17 protein-coding genes are annotated in these 19,869 nt (G+C 59.5%); 9 read left to right on the top strand and 8 right to left on the bottom strand.

All coding sequences use genetic code 11. From position 1 onward, the window contains the following. The first annotated feature begins 48 nt into the window (after positions 1-48). The 4 genes from purH (at position 49) to msub_RS13395 (ending at position 5,731) form a co-directional block, all read left to right on the top strand. Complete coding sequence (gene purH, locus msub_RS13380; RefSeq protein WP_048496467.1) at positions 49-1,629, top strand: bifunctional phosphoribosylaminoimidazolecarboxamide formyltransferase/IMP cyclohydrolase; 1,581 nt, start codon at positions 49-51, stop codon at positions 1,627-1,629. Between the two features lie 110 nt (positions 1,630-1,739). Continuing rightward, on the top strand, positions 1,740-3,026 hold the full coding sequence (gene purD / locus msub_RS13385; protein WP_048496468.1) for a phosphoribosylamine--glycine ligase: 1,287 nt from the start codon (positions 1,740-1,742) through the stop codon (positions 3,024-3,026). 104 nt (positions 3,027-3,130) lie between these two features. Continuing rightward, positions 3,131-4,066 carry an alpha/beta fold hydrolase gene (locus tag msub_RS13390; RefSeq protein ID WP_048496469.1) on the top strand — a complete coding sequence of 312 codons (936 nt, stop codon included), beginning with the start codon at positions 3,131-3,133 and terminating at the stop codon, positions 4,064-4,066. Between the two features lie 90 nt (positions 4,067-4,156). Then, complete coding sequence (locus msub_RS13395) at positions 4,157-5,731, top strand: cation:proton antiporter family protein (protein ID WP_048496470.1); 1,575 nt, start codon at positions 4,157-4,159, stop codon at positions 5,729-5,731. Positions 5,732-5,746: 15 nt separating this feature from the next. Here the strand turns inward: msub_RS13395 and senA are convergent, their stop codons facing one another. Continuing rightward, positions 5,747-7,111 (bottom strand): selenoneine synthase SenA, encoded by a 1,365-nt coding sequence (gene senA, locus msub_RS13400; RefSeq protein WP_082146559.1) that lies wholly within the window; start codon positions 7,109-7,111, stop codon positions 5,747-5,749. Between the two features lie 369 nt (positions 7,112-7,480). On the opposite strand from senA, the gene msub_RS13405 reads away from it, so the two are divergent. Both msub_RS13405 and msub_RS13410 read left to right on the top strand, forming a co-directional pair. Continuing rightward, positions 7,481-8,857 (top strand): sigma-54 dependent transcriptional regulator, encoded by a 1,377-nt coding sequence (locus tag msub_RS13405; protein WP_048496471.1) that lies wholly within the window; start codon positions 7,481-7,483, stop codon positions 8,855-8,857. A gap of 13 nt (positions 8,858-8,870) precedes the next feature. Continuing rightward, positions 8,871-9,932 (top strand): transporter, encoded by a 1,062-nt coding sequence (locus tag msub_RS13410; protein WP_082146495.1) that lies wholly within the window; start codon positions 8,871-8,873, stop codon positions 9,930-9,932. 12 nt (positions 9,933-9,944) lie between these two features. Here msub_RS13410 and msub_RS13415 read toward each other — a convergent pair whose 3' ends face one another. The 6 genes from msub_RS13415 to dauA all read right to left on the bottom strand — a co-directional run bounded on the left by msub_RS13415 (position 9,945) and on the right by dauA (position 16,442). Continuing rightward, the gene (locus msub_RS13415) at positions 9,945-10,442 is read right to left on the bottom strand and encodes a hypothetical protein (RefSeq protein ID WP_048496472.1); all 498 of its coding nucleotides are present in this window, start codon (positions 10,440-10,442) and stop codon (positions 9,945-9,947) included. Further along, positions 10,442-11,134 carry a C39 family peptidase gene (locus tag msub_RS13420; protein ID WP_048496473.1) on the bottom strand — a complete coding sequence of 231 codons (693 nt, stop codon included), beginning with the start codon at positions 11,132-11,134 and terminating at the stop codon, positions 10,442-10,444. The genes msub_RS13415 and msub_RS13420 overlap by 1 nt, the downstream gene beginning before the upstream one ends. A 12-nt stretch (positions 11,135-11,146) precedes the next feature. Next, complete coding sequence (locus msub_RS13425; RefSeq protein ID WP_048496474.1) at positions 11,147-11,497, bottom strand: hypothetical protein; 351 nt, start codon at positions 11,495-11,497, stop codon at positions 11,147-11,149. Positions 11,498-11,552: 55 nt separating this feature from the next. Beyond that, positions 11,553-12,503, bottom strand: coding sequence for a hypothetical protein (locus tag msub_RS13430; protein WP_048496475.1), 951 nt, complete (start codon positions 12,501-12,503; stop codon positions 11,553-11,555). A 376-nt stretch (positions 12,504-12,879) separates the two neighbouring features. Continuing rightward, positions 12,880-14,472, bottom strand: coding sequence for an isocitrate lyase (locus tag msub_RS13435; protein ID WP_048496476.1), 1,593 nt, complete (start codon positions 14,470-14,472; stop codon positions 12,880-12,882). 233 nt (positions 14,473-14,705) lie between these two features. After that, positions 14,706-16,442, bottom strand: coding sequence for a C4-dicarboxylic acid transporter DauA (gene dauA / locus msub_RS13445; protein ID WP_048496478.1), 1,737 nt, complete (start codon positions 16,440-16,442; stop codon positions 14,706-14,708). A gap of 137 nt (positions 16,443-16,579) precedes the next feature. Here dauA and msub_RS13450 point away from each other — a divergent pair, with 137 nt between their 5' ends. From msub_RS13450 to msub_RS13460, 3 genes are all read left to right on the top strand, one after another. Beyond that, positions 16,580-16,759 (top strand): hypothetical protein, encoded by a 180-nt coding sequence (locus msub_RS13450; RefSeq protein ID WP_048496479.1) that lies wholly within the window; start codon positions 16,580-16,582, stop codon positions 16,757-16,759. Between the two features lie 88 nt (positions 16,760-16,847). After that, on the top strand, positions 16,848-17,792 hold the full coding sequence (locus msub_RS13455) for a ChaN family lipoprotein (protein ID WP_082146496.1): 945 nt from the start codon (positions 16,848-16,850) through the stop codon (positions 17,790-17,792). A 187-nt stretch (positions 17,793-17,979) separates the two neighbouring features. Further along, a complete protein-coding gene (locus msub_RS13460) occupies positions 17,980-18,690 on the top strand; it encodes an SIMPL domain-containing protein (RefSeq protein ID WP_048496480.1) in 711 nt (236 codons plus the stop codon). Positions 18,691-18,699: 9 nt separating this feature from the next. Here the strand turns inward: msub_RS13460 and msub_RS13465 are convergent, their stop codons facing one another. Beyond that, positions 18,700-19,767, bottom strand: coding sequence for a beta-N-acetylglucosaminidase domain-containing protein (locus tag msub_RS13465; RefSeq protein WP_048496481.1), 1,068 nt, complete (start codon positions 19,765-19,767; stop codon positions 18,700-18,702). Between the last annotated feature and the right edge of the window lie 102 nt (positions 19,768-19,869).

The following is a 19,869-nucleotide window of genomic DNA, read 5'->3' on the forward strand; positions in this document are numbered from 1 at the left end:
TCCAGACTCCCTGACTTACTCGTTCACCTCCAGCGAAAAAAGTGACCCATGGCAAATCAGGCTAACACCTCCGTCCGTCGCGCACTGATCAGCGTGAGTGATAAAACCGGCATCGTCGAATTCGGACGAGCCCTGACAGATCGCGGCGTCGAGCTGCTCTCCACCGGTGGCACCTACCGCCTCCTCAAAGAAAACAGCGTTCCGGTAACGGAAGTCTCCGACTACACCGGTTTCCCGGAAATGATGGATGGCCGGGTAAAAACCCTGCACCCGAAGATCCATGGCGGCATCCTCGGGCGCCGTGGCACCGACGATGCGGTGATGGCCGATCATGGCATCAGCCCGATCGATATGGTGGTGGTCAACCTTTATCCGTTCGAACAGACAGTGGCCAACCCGGATTGCGATCTGGCTACCGCCATTGAAAACATCGATATCGGTGGCCCGACCATGGTTCGTGCCGCTGCCAAGAACCACAACGATGTGGCGATTGTGGTGAACGCATCCGATTACAGCCGGGTTCTCAAGGAGCTCGACGCCAACGATGGCCAGTTGGGTTACAGCACCCGTTTCGATCTCGCCGTGAAAGCTTTCGAGCACACCGCCGGCTATGACGGGGCCATCGCCAACTACCTGGGTGGCCGCACTCCGGACAACGACAACGCCGACTTCCCGCGTACCTTCAACGCCCAGTTCGTGAAGGTGCAGGACATGCGCTACGGCGAGAACCCGCATCAGCGCGCCGCGTTCTACACCGAGCGCAATCCGAAAGAAGCCTGCGTGGCCACGGCGAAGCAACTGCAGGGCAAGGAGCTGAGCTACAACAATGTGGCCGACACCGACGCGGCCCTGGAATGCGTGAAGCCCTTTGCCGACCCTGCCTGCGTGATTGTCAAGCACGCCAACCCCTGCGGCGTGGCTATCGGTGCAGACATTCGCCAGGCCTATGATCTGGCCTTTGCCACCGACCCCACCTCGGCGTTCGGCGGCATCATTGCCTTCAACCGGGAGCTGGATGCAGAAACCGCCAAGGCCATTATCGAGCGCCAGTTCGTGGAAGTGATCATTGCGCCCACCATCGCACCGGAAGCGGTGGAACTGGTGGCCGCCAAGAAAAACGTGCGCCTGCTGGCCTGCGGCGAGTTCGACGGCGAGCGTGCCCGGGCCATGGACTTCAAGCGCGTGACCGGCGGCCTGCTGGTGCAGGACCGGGACCTGGGCATGGTGGCCATGGAAGATGTCAAGGTGGTCACCGAACGCCAGCCCTCCGAGCAGGAACTGAACGACCTGCTGTTCGCCTGGGAAGTGGCCAAGTACGTCAAGTCCAACGCCATCGTCTACGCCAAAACCGGCCGCACCATCGGTGTCGGCGCCGGCCAGATGAGCCGGGTATACAGTGCCAGGATCGCGGGCATCAAGGCTGCTGATGAAGGCCTGGAAGTGAAAGGCTCGGTGATGGCTTCCGATGCTTTTTTCCCGTTCCGGGACGGCATTGATGCCGCCGCAGCAGCGGGCATTACCGCCGTGATCCAGCCTGGCGGTTCCATGCGCGACCAGGAAGTGATTGATGCCGCCAACGAGCACGGCATTGCCATGGTCTTCACGGGCATGCGCCATTTCCGGCATTAACGCGTGAACATGGGGTCAGAAGAAAGCGTTCTTCTGACCCCGGGGATTGGATGAAATTGGGTTCAGAAGAAAGCCTTCTTCTGAACTCGGCTTTAACAAGGTAAAAACTCATGAACATTCTGGTAATCGGCTCCGGCGGACGCGAACATGCCCTGGCCTGGAAAACCGCCCAGTCCCCCGAGGCGGATCGTGTGTTTGTCGCGCCGGGCAATGCCGGCACAGCCCGGGAAACGGGCCTGGAAAATGTCGATATCGACGTGATGGACCTGGACGGCCTGGCCAACTTTGCCGCAACCAACAACGTGGGCCTGACCATCGTCGGCCCGGAAGCCCCTCTCGTGGCCGGCATCGTCGACCTATTCGAGGAACGCGGTCTACGGGTCTTCGGCCCCAGTGCTGGCGCCGCCCAACTGGAGGGCTCCAAAGCCTTTACCAAGGATTTTCTGGCCCGCCACAAGATCCCAACGGCCGGCTACGGCAACTTCACCGACGTCGACGAGGCCCTGGCCTACGTTCGCCAGCAGGGCGCCCCGATTGTGGTCAAGGCCGACGGCCTGGCAGCGGGCAAGGGCGTGATTGTCGCCATGACACTCAATGAAGCAGAGGATGCCATCCGCGACATGCTGGCAGGCAATGCCTTTGGCGATGCTGGCAGCCGCGTGGTCATCGAGGAATTCCTGGAGGGTGAAGAAGCCAGCTTTATCGTGATGGTAGACGGCGAGCACGTGCTGGCCATGGCCACCTCCCAGGATCACAAACGGGTTGGAGACGGCGACACCGGCCCAAATACCGGTGGCATGGGTGCTTATTCGCCTGCCCCGGTGGTCACTGCCGAGGTGCACCAGCGCATCATGGACGAAGTGATCACGCCAACGGTGCGCGGCATGGCGTCTGAAGGCCATCCGTACAAAGGCTTCCTCTATGCCGGCCTGATGATCGACAACAGCGGGGCGCCGAAAGTCATCGAGTTCAACTGCCGCTTCGGCGATCCCGAGACCCAGCCGATCATGCTGCGGATGAAGTCGGATCTGGTGGAGCTCTGTGGTGCTGCAATTGACGGCAGGCTGGATCAGTGCAGCTCTGACTGGGACGACCGCGCCTCGGTCGGTATCGTTCTGGCCGCCGGCGGCTATCCGGGCAGCTACAACAAGGGCGACGTGATTTCCGGCCTGCCCGAGAACGACACCGAGGGTGAAAAGATTTTCCACGCCGGCACCCGCCTCAATGGCGATCAGGTCGTAACCAACGGCGGGCGGGTACTCTGCGCCACCGCCCTGGGCAATACCGTGACCGAGGCCCAGCAGCGCGCTTATCAACTGGCTGCCCGGGTCCAGTGGGACGGCGCATTCTACCGCAAGGACATAGCCTATCGGGCCATTGCCCGCGAACAGGCCTGAACTGGTACACGGAATCAAAACCCGGTCATTGACCGGGTTTTTTTATGGAGTAAGGTAGCTTCCCGGCAGAGGATGCCACGAACGCCGCCAGCCAGGAGCCCCTTATGCACCGCCCGATACACGTGAACCTCGTGTTCGTTCTGATTACCGCGCTGTCGATGACGGCCTGCTCGCGCCAGGCCATCTACGAGACCGCCATCGGCCTTGAACGGTCATCAGCAGGCCTGGAACCCGCCACCGTGGAGGTTGGCAATCTCGATATCGCCTACCTCAGGAACCAGCAGGCCGTTGACGGCGACACCATCGTCATGGTCCATGGCTTCGGCGCCAACAAGGACAACTGGACCCGCATGGCCGGCTATCTGACCGACGACTTCAATGTCTATGCCATCGACCTGCCCGGTCATGGCGGCAGCAGCAAACCGCTGGATATCGGCTACCGCCTGGAAGACCAGGCCGGCTACCTGGCCCGGATTCTGGAAGCACTCTCCATTGGCGAGGCCCACATCATGGGCAACTCCATGGGTGGCGCAATTAGCGCACTCTATGCCGCCAATCATGCGGACAGGGTCAAATCCCTGGTACTGTTCGACCCTGCCGGCATTCTGGAATACCCGAGCCCGTTGGTGGACCTGGTCAGCGACGGCAACAACCCCCTGATACCAAAACAGCCCGGAGACTTTGAGCGGCTGATGGACTTCGCGCTGGAAGAAGAACCGTTCGTGCCCTGGCCCATTCTGAGCGTGATGGAAGATCGGGCCATCGCCAATCAGAAGGTGAACGAGGTGATCTTTGCCGCTATCCGCGATGCCGGTTTCGAGGCAGATTTCCGCAATGCCATCGCCCGCATCAAGGCACCGGTGCTGATTATCTGGGGCAGGCAAGACCGGGTAATCAACTACCGCAACGGTGAAGTCTTTGCCCAAGCGATCCCCGATGCCCGGCTGGAGGTCATGGAAGGCATTGGCCATGGCCCCATGATCGAGGCGCCGGAGGCCTCAGCGGAGCTGTTCCTGGAGTTTATCGGCCACGAGCGCTGAAAGCCGGCTGCCACTTTCAGCGACTACAAGAGCGCACCGAAACAGGGTAGCCTGTCAGCATTGTGCCCTGCAGCCCTGAACCGGTAACTCATGCCTGAAGCGATATGGATTTCCTTTGCCTTTGGCCTTGGCCTGCTGGTCAAGACCATTGGACTCCCTCCCCTGATCGGCTATCTGGCCGCCGGATTTGTCCTTAGCGGGCTCTCGGCCTCGACCGGTATACCCATTGAGGCAACGGACGCGCTCGGCCATATTGCGCATCTGGGCGTATTACTTCTGCTGTTCACTGTCGGGCTAAAGCTCAAGCTTCGTTCTATCGTCAGCGCCGAAGTGATCGGCGGCAGCCTGCTGCACTTCGCAATAACCTGCGCCATCTTCACGCCCGGCATTTACCTGCTTATGGAGGTGCCCTGGAAGACCGCCCTGATGCTCGCGATCGCGCTCTCGTTCTCCTCCACAGTGCTGGCGGCCAAGGTACTGGAATCAAAACGGGAGCTGCGGGCGTTCCATGGCCGGGTCGCTATCGGCATTCTCATCATGCAGGATCTCATTGCCCTGGGCGCGATGAGCCTGGCCGCCGGACAGATACCCTCGCCCTGGGCACTGGTTGTGTTTGCGCTGCCGCTATTGCGTCCGCTGCTTTTCCGCTTGCTCGATGCCAGTGGTCACGATGAGCTGCTGGCGTTGCTCGGCCTTCTGCTGGCCCTGGTACTTGGTGGCTATGGCTTCGAATCGGTTGGCCTGAGCTCGGAACTCGGCGCGCTGGTGTTCGGCGCGATGCTGGCCAGCCACCCCCGCGCCCAGGAGCTGTCAAAGTCGCTGTGGAGTGTGAAGGAAGTCTTTCTGGTGGGCTTCTTCCTGCAGATTGGCATTGGCGGTCTGCCAGGCACCGACGCGCTGCTGTTTGCGATGATTGCCGGCCTGATCCTGCCCTTCAAGGGCATTCTGTTTTTCTTCCTGCTGCTGGCGTTCCGGTTACGGGCCCGCAGCGGTTTTCTGAGCTCGCTGGCCCTGACCAACTACAGCGAATTCGGCCTGATTGTCGCCAGCATTGCCGTGCCGGAGTGGCTGGTGCCGCTGGCGATTTCAGTGTCATTCTCGTTCCTGTTTTCCGCGCCCCTCAATCGGTTCTCGCACACGCTTTACGAGCGCTTCGCGCAGAAACTGACCCGCTTTGAGAGCAGCAAACATCACCCCGACGAGCAGCCACTGTCACTCGGAGATACCCGTGTGCTGATCATGGGCATGGGGCGCACCGGCACCGCCGCCTATGACTGGCTGAGCGACGAACAACCGAAACTGATGGGCCTGGATTCCGACCCGGCCAAAGCCAGCCAGCACCAGAAGCAAGGACGCAACGTGGTATTCGCCGACGCGGAGGACGCGTCCTTCTGGAACGGCCTGCACATGCCCGCCGTGGAATCGGTGATCCTGGCGATGGGCGATATCGAGGGTAAGCTCATTGCCGCCAGAATGCTGAGGAAACTGGGCTTCAAGGGTTTTATCGTTGCCCACACCATGTTTGAGGATGAGGCGAGACAGATCCGCGAAGCGGGCGCCGACGAGGCCTACCTGACCATGAGTGAAACCGGTGTTGCCCTGGCCAGCCACCTGAGCGAAAAGGCGCCCGCCAAACCGTCGCTGGCAACAGGCCACTCTGGCTGAGTGCCAAGTGTGGCACTAGGTTCCGAGCGCGCAGGTTCTGAAACCGGTGTAGACATCACTCCGCTGGGGCAGATAGGCCTGGCGGTAGGTTCCCCGGATCAGGCATGACGAGGTGGCGCAACTGCCGCCCCGGGTGACCCTGTGGTCGCCGAACTGAAGTGTCGACATGAAGGGGTACATATCCACCTTGAAGCCGTCGTAGGGGAAAAACTGGCTGCTGGTCCACTCCCAGACAGTGCCTGTCATCTGGCGGCAACCAAAGGGGCTGTCACCTTCAGGAAAATCGCAGACCGGGTTCCGGGCCATGGCACGGCCATTCAGGTCGGCATGCCAGTCATCCGGTGCCACGTTGCCCCATGGAAAACGCCGGAAGGGCTCGCCCGGCCGGTTACCAAGCGCCGCGACTTCCCACTCAAATTCCGTCGGCAGACGACGCCCCGCCCAGCGACACCAGGCCTCCGCCTCCCAGAAAGTCACGTGGGTGACAGGGGCGTCCGGCTCAGGTGCCCGCCAGCCATCGAACACCCGTTCCTGCCAATGCTCATCATGCCAGCGCCAGTAAAGCGGATGGCGTGGCAGGCGCAGCAATGGCTCGTTACTGCCATGCACCAGAGCCACATCGGATTCGGTCTGCAGCCACTTCCGCCCACCGAACGACCAGAGCTCGGGCCGACGATAGCCACCATCCTCAATAAACTCGATGAACTGGCGATTGCTGACCAGGCACCTGGAAACAGCAAACTGATCCAGGTGCACGGTAAACCGGGGTTTCTCATTGTCGAAGGCAAAGTCCTCCCGGGCATAATCCCCGGACTCACCGGGCATGCCGATCAGCCACTCCCCTGCGGGAATCAGGGCATCGCCGTCGTGCTGTTCGCCTGGCGCCGGGCGGTAAAAATCCGTCCCGGGAGGCGCCGGGTAACCCACCGTCTGCCGGCACCAGATCAGTGATTCGATATGCATGTTCTGGTGGTAAATTGCGTAGCGGTAAAGGTATAGCGCCTGGTCGGTCAGAGGATCCGATTCAATTCGCTGCGCCACCCGATCATAGATGGTATTGAAATACTCGAGGGTTTGCGCTCGCCCCGGAAACAGATCCCGGTTCCAGCGATCCCGATGATCAATATGGAAGGAGTCCCAGAGATCGTCCATGGACGGGTCATAACTGGGCGTACCATCAAGGAGGTTGAAAACGAATACCTCGTAGAAGAAGGCAGCATGGCCCATTTCCCAGAGCGGAGGATTGACGCCCGGATGCCAGGGTACATCCAGTTGCGCCTCGGGCAGAGAGCACACCAGAATCTCCGTGCGCTTGCGCGTCCAGTCCAGTTGAGCCAGCAACTCCGCCCTGGCCTGATCAACTTGATCCATTGTCGTCATGTTGCCCATCACTCACCTCACCGTGTTCAAGCATCAGCCTACCAGAGAGAAAAAACCAGCGCGGAAACGGAAGCTATGCGGTATCGGGTCCCGCCCGGGCACTCACAACCCTGTCAGATTTGACACATCTGTGTCGGCAAACTTTACAGACTTTTCGTCGCTGCAACCCGCCAGAGCTGCAACCCTCTGAAACGACTACAAGTCTATAAGCTGGCATACAATCTGAATGTCTGCCAGCAGGATTTTCGCCTGTTTCCCCGAGCCGTATACGGTCACAGGGTAGTGATCGGATCGAGCAGTTCCGGTATTACCAGCATTTACTGAACATCAGGCAGTTCGTTTTCCCGGCAGTATCTCAGGAGAGTTGTCATGCAGGAAAAACGACCGCTCGTTTGGTTGTCAGCGGTGTATCCGGTTCTCATCACCAGCGAGCCCTTATTGAGGGACTGGCAGCTGATCCATATCGCCCTGGCAGGGCGTCCGCCGGCCAATTTAAAGTCCTGCCAAGGGTCGCGAGTAGGCGTGTTCGACCTCGCTTCAATGAAAAAGGATCAACTGGCCTGTCTGCCCGAATGGCTGGATGCCATTCCGGTCCAGCATTGGGTGGCCACGCTGGAATCTCACCAGGTTCACAACCCCGATATCTGTGCGCTGATCAACCGCTATTGTAAGGACTACCACACTCTGCCGCTTCAGGCTGATCGGCTCCATGCCATCCTTGGCCACCTCTGGGGCATGTCCGAACTGGAGGCGAGGGTCTCACTGTCCAGGCCTGGCAGCTATCACGACTTCGCCCTCGAAGGTGACTCCCCCGCCATCCGGCAGGTCAGGACTTTATTGACAAAGTTTGCCCGCACCGAAGAGCCGGTACTCATCTATGGTGAAAACGGGACCGGCAAGGAGACCGCGGCCAGGTTTATCCACGACCACTCAGCTCGCAAAAACAAGCCGCTGGTGGTGGTGAACTGCGCAGCCCTGCCCCGTTCCCTGACCCAGAATGAGCTCTTCGGCCATGAAAAAGGTGCGTTCACCCATGCCATGAGTGCCCAGAAAGGCCGCATTGAGGCCGCCAGTGGTGGCACACTCCTGCTGGTTGGCGTCGACGAGCTGTGCGAGGAGCAGCAGTCGGCTATCTTGCGTTTCCTCCAGGAAGGCCAGATAGAACGCCTCGGATCCAACAACCCGATCAGCGTCGACGCCCGGCTCATCGCCACCAGTACCAGACCGCTTGAACAATTGGTGGAGACCGGTGCTTTCCGCAGTGATGTCTTTTACCGGCTTGGCAGCCTGCACGTGCTCTTGCCGCCGCTGCGGGACCGGAAGGAAGACATTCCCGCGCTGGCCAACAGGATCCTCTCGGCCACGCCCTCGGCCCAGGGGCCCCGCCGCCTCAGTGGCGCTACCCTCATCTGCCTTGCCGAACACCCCTGGCCGGGTAATCTCAGGGAACTGCAGAACCGGCTGCGCCAGGCCCTGTTGCTGGGCGAAGGCCCAAAGATCGAGGCGGAAGATATGGGCTTCGCCGCTGCCCCGGCAGGCAGCCAGCAGCGCAGCCGTGAGCTGTCACTCGACGCTTTCCGGTCCCGGGCCGACCGGCAGGCCATTTCGGTCAGCCTCGCCCTCACCCACAACAATGTCTCGGCCGCCGCTCGGCTTCTCAACATTTCCAGGGTTTCACTCTATCGGCTGATGGAAAAGCACCGGCTCCCCCACGGTGCCTCCGCCAGGTCACCAAAAAATAACTGAAGGAGCTCCCCCCATGAATAAAAACAGACTCTGGCTTCTCCCGGCACTTAGCCTGATTGCTCCCATCGCTGCGATGGCCGCCCAGGCGGACACGGATACCGCAGGCCCGGCTGACGGAGCCTCTCAGGGCAACAACGCGTCTACCGACATCGCATCAATCACCGCCGACCGGGGCATTGTGACCCGCCCGGGGCGCTTCATAATCGAGCCCTCCTTCTCCCATGCGCACAGCAACTCAACGGCGGTCGCCGTGGAAGGTTACACGGTGATACCCGCCCTGCTCATCGGGCTGATCAATATCTCAGAGATCCAGCGGGACATCTTCGTCGGGGCGATGTCCCTCAAATACGGCTTCACCAGCAAGCTTGAAGCGGCCCTTCGGGTCCCCTACCTCAGTATCAGTGAGGACCTGAGGGAGCGTCAGGTGTTCAAGGGTACTCCGGTGGATACGTTAAGGGAGTCCTCGGGCGAAGGCCTGGGCGATGTCGAACTCTCCGTTCGTTACCAGCTAACCGATGGTTATGACGGCTGGCCCTACATCATTGGTGCAATGCGGGTGAAGGCACCCACCGGAGAGGGCCCCTATGACGTGGACCAGAGAGTCATCCGGGACAGCGAAGGCAACCAGATCGGCATTGAACTGGAGAGCAGGCCCACCGGCTCCGGTTTCTGGGCATTCGAACCAGGCCTCTCATTCATCTATCCGTCAGACCCGGCGGTGCTGTTCGGAAACCTGAGTTACGTCTGGACACAGAAAGAGGAGCAGGGCTACGAAAACGGCAACACGGTCGACCCTGGAGACATAGTACGTTTTGGCTTTGGTATGGGGTTTGCGTTTAACGACCGCACGTCGTTCAGCCTGGGCTACGACCATTCCGTCATCCAGAAAACAACCTTCGAACGGGATATTGATCTTTTTGCAGCCAGCTTCGACAGTATCCAGATCGGCTCACTGTCGTTCGGCTTGTCCCACCGCCTGAGCCAGTCCACAAGCCTGAGCCTGACGGTGAGCGTCGGCGTTACCGAAAATGCGCCCAACAGCGAAATTACCCTGAAGCTCCCGATCAGTCTCTGATGTTCCCTTTGATCAGCGGCCAAGCAGCTGAATCAACTGATCACTGAACCGAGCCGGGAACTGATTCCCGGCGCCCAGATTGCTCAGCTCGATGTTCAGCTGATGCATGTTCTGAATCACCGTGCTATCGAGGTTATTCTGAACCACCGTCATCCAGCCGTTGGGCCCTGCCATCTGACTGGACACACGGGTGCTGCCGCTCCGGTTCGCACTGATCACCTCGAGTACGGTTTCCGCATGATGGTCCACCACGCGGTCATTGGCGGCCTGGTTGAGGTTGGGAATGGTCAGTCGATTGATCACCAGGGTATCACCGTTAATACCGACGATCTGCTCCAGACCAATGCTGATCTCGAGATCATCCATCAGGAAACCGCCCCGGTATTCAGACAGCTCCTGGTCACTCAGTGGCTCAAAGCCAAGCGCGAGCTCTGACTGGACAGGAAACGCCAGGGTTGCAAAAGACGTGGCCAATAACGCAATAACGGGCATCCGGACCATCATGATCATCACCATTCCCTTGAAGAGGGCCAGTAGGGCAATGTGTGCCCGAGCGAGGGACCGTTCAGGCCTTTCTCTGTCGGCGCCCTGGCCACCTGGGGCCAATGTCCGCCGGCGAGAAAACCGTCTCGCCCCTGCTTGAGGTGGCTGCGAATAACAAAGGCAGTGCCGTTCCAGTATTCGCTGAAATGTGCGTAGGGATAGATCTTCAGGCCCCGGGCCGGATCCCCCACCAGGACTTCATCCTCGCTGATGCCCTTGATCAGTACAAAATGTCGGAAGCCATCAATGTTCAGCAGCACGATCGTAGGCAGGCGCACTTTGTCCCGAAGACCCGCCAGCGACATGCGAAAACCATCGGCCTGGTAGCCCCTGGCCTCCAGATAGTGTTTCATATCCAGCATGGAGAAGCCTTCCCGGCGCACCTTCTGCTCGTCTGCCAGGGCGAGCATTTCAAGGAAGACATCGTGCTCCGTGACTCGGTCTTCATAGTGGAAGGTCAATAACGAAGCCACGGCTGCCGAGCCGCAACTGAAGTCGTACTGCTGGCGCATGACGCTGTCAAACCGCCGGTTTTCGAAACTTTTGACGTCCAGCCGGAAATCACCGCCAATACCCGGCACCATGACCGTGCCGGCAAATGCAGTGGACCATAGCAGCCCGGCACTCGCGCAGATCGCAACAAGAACCTTTGCGACCATGGCCCACCTCCGTCAATGATTAATCAGTATGTTGATCTGGGTACTGTCCTGAATGACCACCTGGTTACCGGTATTCTGGATCACCGTGGCAATGCCGCTCATGTTGCCGAACGCGTTGTCGGAAATCCGGTTGTCACCGGTGACAACATTCCCTGACAACAGGTTGCCGGACACATTCGCGTTTTGCTGGTTATCGTTAACCTGTAACTGCAGCGGAACGCCCTGGCGACCGCTGGAATCCGCCAGTTGATCGGCCGACAAGGGCACCGCATCCAGCCACTCCTCGGCGGATACCAGTCCCGTTGCCCCGAGCATTAACCCCAGCAAGGCAGCCTTCAGTTTCCATCTGATAACGCAACCCATGGCAGTTCTCCCGGAATAACCGGGCCGCACCCGTAGAAGGTGCGGCCAGGGTTCCTTACTCGGTGCCGCCCGCGCCGCTACCGGTGGACAGGTTGGACATTACACTGACATTAGCCTGTGTAACGCTGCCATTGCCTGCATTCTGGGCAAAGGCCCCGACACCGGTGAAGTTCGCTGAGCCACCGGAGATTTCGTTGCTGTTGCGAACCTCGGTGTAGGAGCCGTCAGCGCTGACGCTGCCGTAGGTGGTTGCAGTACCGGATACGGTGCCGCTCAACTCGGCGCTGTTCAGGAACACGTCCAGATCCAGTGCCATGGAGTTATCGGAACTGTCGTTGCCACTGTCAGACACGGTAGTGTTGCCACTGTCCGCAATATCGGTGGAATTGTCAGAGTTATCCGAATTATCGGAATTATCAGAGTTATCGGAATTGTCCGAGTTGTCTGAATTGTCCGAGTTATCGGAGTTGTCGGTCTGCGCGGTATTGCCGCTGTCCGCGACGTTGGTGCTGTTGTCCGAGTTATCATTACCGCTATCGGCAATCTTGAACGAATCGCTGACATCGGTACTGTTGTCGGAACTGTCGGAGTTATCCGAGTTGTCCGAATTATTGGAGTTGTCGGTCTGTGCAGTATTGCCACTGTCCGCAACGTTGGTGCTGTTGTCCGAGTTATCGGAATTGTCGGAGTTGTCGGTCTGCGCAGTATTGCCGCTGTCCGCAACATTGGTGCTGTTATCCGAGTCATCGGAATTGTCCGAGTTGTCCGAATTGTCCGACATGTCGTTGCCACTGTCGGCAATCTTGAACGAATCAGCCACGTCCGTGCTGTTGTCCGAGCTGTCGGTAGTGGTGGAACTGTCATTGCCGGAATTATTGTTGGCAGTGGATGTATCGTCCGCGTTGGTGTTCGGATCTCCGTCTCCTCCCAGGTCTGCCAGGGCAGTTCCGGAAATACCCAGGCTCATGGCAATTGCAATCGCTAGCATGCTTTTTTTAGTATTCATGATGTCATTTCCTTTGAGGTTGTTGGCTTCGAGGGGATCCGACCCAACCCGCTAGCCTTCGGGTAAGCCAAGGTCCAGTCCCGCGTTGAGATAGGGAGCGATTCTCGTGCCACAATTGGGAAACGATACCTAAGTCAATATTTCAGAAGGGGTTTTTTGTTCACCACGTGAACGGGGGCCCTTGGCGGGGCGCAGGAACTGTTTCAGGGCTGAAACAGGCAGAGCGGGCTGAAAACGTCCGAACGGCGATTTGTGCCGCAGTTTCAGACACATACACAGCAACGACAGTGTCAGAATAAACAAAACCCCGCACAGGGCGGGGTTTCGGGTTTAAAGCGGGCCATCAAACCCGCTTCGACTGCATCTGAACCGTCGATTAACCGAACTGGTTCATGGTGTTGTCTTTACCACCGGCCTTCAGGGCCGCTTCGCCGGCAAAGAATTCCTTGTGGTCGTCACCGATGTTGGAACCCGCCATATCCTGGTGCTTGACGGTGGCGATCCCCTGACGGATTTCCTTGCGCTGAACACCGGCAACGTAAGCCAGCATGCCTTCGTCACCGAAGTAGCCCTTGGCCAGGTTGTCGGTAGACAGGGCCGCCGTGTGGTAGGTCGGCAGGGTGATCAGATGGTGGAAGATACCGGCTTCGCGTGAACCGTCACGCTGGAAGTTACGGCACCACTCGTCAGCCAGCTGACCCAGCTCGGTGTTGTCGTACTCTTCGCTCATCAGCTTGGCACGCTCGTAGGCCGATACGTCCTTGCCTTCTTCCTTCCAGGCATCGAATACCTGCTGACGGAAGTTCAGGGTCCAGTTGAACGACGGGCTGTTGTTGTAAACCAGCTTGGCATCGGGCACCACTTCCTTGATGCGGTTAACCATGGCCGCGATCTGGCCAACGTGCGGCTTCTCGGTCTCGATCCACAGCAGGTCGGCGCCATTCTGCAGGCTGGTGATACAATCCAGAACCACGCGGTCTTCGCCGGTACCCGGCTTGAACTGGAACAGACCGGAAGCCAGACGCTTCGGACGAACCAACTGGCCGTTCTGCTTGATCACAACGTCGCCGTTGTTGATGTCTTCGGCTTTCTCGATCACTTCGCCGTCGATGAAGCTGTTGTACTGGTCACCCAGGTCGCCCGGCTCGTTGGTCACGGCGATCTTCTGGGTCAGGCCGGCGCCCAGGGAATCGGTACGGGCAACGATCACACCGTCATCAACACCCAGTTCCAGGAACGCCAGACGAACGGCGTTGATCTTGGACAGGAAGTCGGCATGCGGAACGGTTACCTTGCCGTCCTGGTGACCACACTGCTTCTCGTCGGATACCTGGTTCTCGATCTGGATGCAGCAGGCACCCGCTTCGATCATCTTCCTGGCCAGCAGGTAAGTCGCTTCGGCGTTACCGAAACCGGCATCGATGTCGGCAATGATCGGCACGATGTGAGTCTCGTGGTTGTCGATCTGCTTGATCAGCTCGTCGGCCTTGGCGTTGTCACCGGCATTCTCGGCTTCTTCCAGGGCACGGAACAGATGATTCAGTTCCCATGCGTCCGCCTGACGCAGGAAGGTGTAGAGCTCTTCGATCAGACCGGAAACGGCAGTCTTCTCATGCATGGACTGGTCAGGCAGAGGACCGAACTCAGAACGCAGGGCGGCAACCATCCAGCCGGAGAGGTACAGGTAGCGACGCTTGGTGGTACCGAAGTGCTTCTTGATGGACAGCATCTTCTGCTGGCCAATGAAGCCGTGCCAGCAGCCCAGGGACTGGGTGTACTGGGCGGTGTCCTTGTCGTAGTTCGCCATGTCTTCACGCATGATCTTGGCGGTGTACCTGGCGATGTCCAGACCGGTCTTGAACTTGTTCTGGGCGCGCATACGGGCAGCGTGCTTCGGGTTGATGGCGTTCCAGGTCGGGTTCTGCTTCAGCAGGGAAGCAATCTGGTCAACGTCTTTTGCGTAGGGCATGGTCTCAATCCTTTCTACGTTGGTTTTCTATGTAGCGTGGAGAAGCGTACTGCAACTTCCGAAGCCAACAACCTGCTCACTTTTTGAGCTAAGCGCTGACGTTGAGGGTTACTTTAGTGGTTTCAAATTTATAATTGAAATTTATATGATCTATTTTCGGCATTTTTTTGATGAATACCCAAGGGCCACCGGAATGTCGACTTGAACCCCGGCCAATCCGGTGCCGGAGCCGTTCAGGCAGGGGACTGGCTCTGGCTGACCAATTGCAAGGCGTCTTCCAGTGACGGGCTGAACGAGCTGACGCCCGCCACCGGCTTGACCCCGGCCCGGGCCAGAGTCTTCAATGGCTGGAACTGCAGGTCGGCCAGGACGATCTGGGTGCCATCCCGCTGACAGGTGGCGATCAGCTTGTTCAGTGCCGAGAGGCCCCCGGCATCCAGAATGGTGACTCCATCCATATAGAGGATAAACCCACGGGCGTTCCGGGACAGGTCCGCCAGCTCTCCGAAAATGCGGTCGGCCGCAGCAAAGAAAAGCGGGCCGTTGATCTTGAACACCTGCCAGCCTTCGGGCAGGCCCGCATCCGCTACCCGACTGCTCGCAGTGATATCCGTCACTCTGGTCATCTGGGCCATTTCACGCATGAACAGCACCGCCGCCAGAAGGATGCCGGTGGTAATCGCAATCACCATGTCGAGTGCCACCGTGAGCGAGAAACAGGTGAGGAAAACCAGGATGTCACTGCGCGGAGCGGTTTTCAGCAGATGCACAGACTTGGGCGCCTCGCTCATGTTCCAGGCCACTACCATCAGCAACGCAGCCATGGCCGGCATTGGCAGGTAAGCCAGAAGGCCCGCCAGCGACACCAGTGCCAGCAGTACCACCAGCGCATGGACCATCGCCGATACCGGTGATTCAGCACCGGCCCGGTAATTGGCCGCAGAACGCGCAATGGCTGCGGTGGCCGTGATGCCGCCAAAAAACGGCGTGAGGATGTTGCCTATTCCCTGCCCCATCAACTCGCTGTTGGCGCTGTGGCGTTTGCCTGTCATGCCATCGAGTACCACCGCACACAACAGGGACTCGATGGCCCCGAGCATGGCGATGGCGAAGGCCGCGGGCAGCAACTCCCGGGCCAGATCCCAGGACAGCCCGATCGGCTCGCCGGAAGCCCCCATCTGCTGCCAGGGCCAGGCGAACTCCGGCAAAACCGGCGGGATGCCCGCGCCCACGCTGCCGTCCGGCATCAGGTAACTGAACCGCGAACCGATGGTTTCGACAGCGGCGCCGTTGGCATTGAACCACAGGGCAAGCAGGCTACCGACAATGACCGCCGGGAGGTGCGGTGGCACCGGGGTTTTCAGCCTTGGCCAGAGCAACATCAAGGCAAGGGTGACTCCGGCCACCAGCGTACTTACCCCATCAAGCTCCGGCAGTGCGCCGGCCAGCAACACCAGCTTGCCCCAGTAGTGTTCGGGCATGGCGCCAACCGGCAGGCCAAAAAAGTCCCGTATCTGGAGCGTAGCGATCACCACCGCAATACCACCGGTAAAACCGAGGGTTACCGACTCGGGAATGTACTCGATAAACCGGCCCAGCCGCATCAGGGCCATAATGATCAGCAACAACCCCGACATCAGGGTTGCCAGCAGCAAACCACCCAGCCCGTAGTTCTGGGCGATCGGGTAGAGAATAACCACGAAGGCGGCGGTGGGGCCGGATATACTGAAGCGACTGCCGCCGGTCAGGGCAATCACAAAACCGGCAATGATGGCGGTGTACAGCCCGTATTGGGGCGCAACCCCACTGGCGATGGCCAGGGCCATGGCCAACGGAATGGCAATGACCCCCACCGTGACTCCGGCCATGAGATCACGAAAAAACCGTCGGCCGCTGTAACGCTCGTCGATACAGGCTTCGCGTAAAGCGTGGGCCAGCCGGAGGGAAAACAGGTGGGCGCGATGGGGCATGAACGTCTCGGTGATTGCAAACTGTACGCTTAGATTATATGGTCACCCCATCCGCATTCAATGTTAATCTTATTAACATGCCTGAAAGAAATGGTAAGACCATTTCAGACAAAGAATTTCAGAGAGAAACGCGCCCCATGGAAAACCGTACCGCACGCCTGACCCTGTTGATCGACCCGGAAAAAAAGGCCATCTTTGAAGAACTCTGTAAACAGGAAGATGTGACGCCGTCCCAGAAAGTTCGCCAGTTTATCCGGGAATACGTGGAGGAAAAGCTGGGGCCGGACTGGCGCGAAGAGCGCAAAAACAGATCCTGACAGCGGCCGCACCGTAATAACTGTTATGAAACCACTCGCCCCTGCCCTGTTGTTGTTCCTCCTGTTTGCCATGAACGGATGCACTGCCATGCCCTCGACCAGCTCCCCGGAAGACCTGACCAGGCCCCAAACCCAGTATGACGCCCGGATCGTTGACCCGGAAAGCGGCAGCGCTCTCACCGTGGAACAACTGGCCCAGAGACTGGCCGGTACGGAGGTGGTGATTGTCGGCGAATATCACGGCCATCATGGCTCCCATCTGCTGCAATCCCGGCTCCAGACTGCACTCTATCGGCAACAGCCGAGCCAGGTCCTGTCGATGGAACAATTCAACCTGGATCATCAGGCTGAACTGGACCAATACCTCAAGGGACAAATCGGGGAAGCCGAAATGATTGAGGATGCCGGCGCCTGGGACAATTACCGGGCCTCCTACCGGCCCCTGGTGGAATTTGCACGCCGGCATCACCTGCCGGTGATCGCGGCCAACGCGCCGGCGGATATTGTCCGCTGTGTCGGTCGCAAAGGCCCGCCCTATCTCGACAGGGTTCCCGAACCTGTCCGGCAGGCGCTGCCCGCGAATCCCTTCATGGACACCCCCGCTTACCGTGAGAAGTTCGCCGATGCCATCGGCGCAAGCCACCGTGGCGACAGCACCATGAACGAGCGGATGGAGAACACCTACAAGGCCCAACTGCTCCGGGATAACACCATGGCAACCCGAATCCTGGAGGCCCGGGCCAGATTTCCGGGGCATCAGGTGCTGCACCTGACCGGCACCTTCCACAGCGAAGACGGCCTGGGAACCGTGGCCTTGCTGAAAAAGCGGGCGCCGGATCTCTCGGTTGCCGTTATCAGCCCGGCATTCTGGCCGGCAACGGACAGCGCACCACCGCTGGAGCAGAATCGTACGAACGGCGACTTCCTCTATTTTATCCAGCCATTGCCCGACGAATTCAAAGACCCGGAGCGGGAACGTGAAGCCATGGCCGCCCGCTTCCAGCGCTCCAGCAGTAAAACCTGTGACGAATGAGGCTCCGCTACGCCCGGCCTGAAAGCCCCTTTTCGCGCTCAAGCGCTTCCCGGAACACTGAGAGGTCCTGATCACTGAACAGAGCAAACCGGATAAGGCGCACAGAGTGGAGCGCTAGCCTTGTCCCTGACTCCAATAATAGCAGCCGGCCCGCGGACGCTCCGGCAAACCATAAAGGGAAATAGCCATGAAACTTCTTGCCGCTCTGATTCTTGGCATCAGCGGGATCATTTCCGCCTCGCTGATCGGTGACGGACTGACGGACCTTCGCACCGGCGACCGCTATGTGACCGTCAAGGGCGTGGCCGAGCGGGAAGTGAATGCCGATCTGGCGTTGTGGCCCATCCGGTTCGTCGCCACCGGGGACTCCCTGGGCGAGGCCCAGAACAAGGCCAGGAGCAGCCGCGATGCCATCATGGCGTTTCTGAAACTGCAGGCCATTGACGAAAGTGCCGTTGAGCTTCAGCGCCTGGACGTGACCGACACCCGGGCGAATCCCTACCAGGGCACCAATGGCGAGCAGCAATTCATCATCAGCCAGACCCTGATGGTACGCAGCACCGATATCGGCAAGATCCGCCAGGCCGCCCAGGGTGTCAGCGAACTGGTGGATTCCGGCGTGGTGCTGAGCTCGGATTATGGCCCCTCCGGCCCCACGTATCTGTTCAACGGACTGAACGATATCAAGCCCGAGATGATTGCCGAGGCCACCGCGGCAGCCCGGGAAGCGGCAACCCAGTTCGCCAGGGACGCCAAGGCCGAACTTGGGGGCCTGCGCCGGGCCAACCAGGGGGTATTCCAGATCCTGGCCCGGGACCAGGCGCCCGGCGTGATGGAAGGGCAGCAACCGGTGAAGACCGTTCGGATCGTCTCAACGGTGGAATACTACCTCCGGTAGCCGGCGGGGTTACTGGGTTGCCACCATCTCGTCAGTCACCCGGTATTCCCCGGCCAGCCAACGCAGAATCTCACCAGCGGCAGGATGATCAAAGGCATTGTAGGTACGCTGCAGGCTCTGCCGCTTTTCCTCACTGATTCGGCCCAGACCGGCGTCCTGCAGCACCAGCAGGTCGGCGTGAATCTGCGCCGCAAGCTCTACCCCGACCACTTCCCGGGCTGCATGCCGGAACGCCTGCCCGTACTGGTAAGACGGGCCGAGGCGGTAGGATTCGGCCAGGGTGATCGCCGGGATGGCGGTCAGGGCGGGTTGCAGGGCCGGATTGATACCATGGCCGGCCAGGTGTGCGGCATTGGCGGCGGGTCTTCCGGTAAAGCCGCGCAGATGCAGATGTTGTGACATCCGGTCGCCATCGTTGACCGGGTAATTGTCCCAGAGCACCGGCTTGCGACCGAGCAGGTCACCGATCCGCTTCAGGTGGCCGGGGGAGACCTCCCGGGAACAGACTTCCTCGCCGGTCCAGAATACATTCACCGCATGGTCCAGCTTGCGTCCGAGCGTCTCCAGGTAATCAGCAGGGCGCTCGCCAAAGACACGATCCAGCACCGGGTCATCGGAATAGTAGCTGGGACACACGCTCAGGTGGCCGATGGACGTGCGTTCACGAACCCAGTGCACGATCTCCACCTGGGTGCCGGCAAGATCGGGCGTATCGGCCCGCATGTCATCAAACAGGATAGCAAGCTCATCAACGCCCATGCGTTCCAGCAGCGCCAGTTTGCGCGCCAGGGCCGCTCGGGCCTCGTCGTCAAACCGGTTGAAGATTTCAAACGGGCTCAGACCCACTCCAAAGCGAACGCCCTCCTGCCGGCAGAACCGGGCAAACCCCGCCAGTTCCGACGCCATGGCCGGTGGGTGGGGCTGCTGCCACTGGCGGCGCAGGAAGCCATCGGCTTTCGGGGCATACAGATAGAACCCGTAACCGTGGGGCACCAGGGTTCGCACCAACTGCCGGCGCTCCTGCCAGGTCCACATGGGGCCGTAGAATCCTTCAATGATTCCCAGTGTCGTTGTCATGGTGCATTCCATCTCATGTTGCCCGGATCTCAAGGATCTGATCCACGCGCTGATTAATCAACAAGTTTGACTAGACTGAAGGTGTCTGCCAATTATTCATCC

It is taken from the genome of Marinobacter subterrani, assembly GCF_001045555.1.
Lineage (GTDB): Bacteria > Pseudomonadota > Gammaproteobacteria > Pseudomonadales > Oleiphilaceae > Marinobacter > Marinobacter subterrani.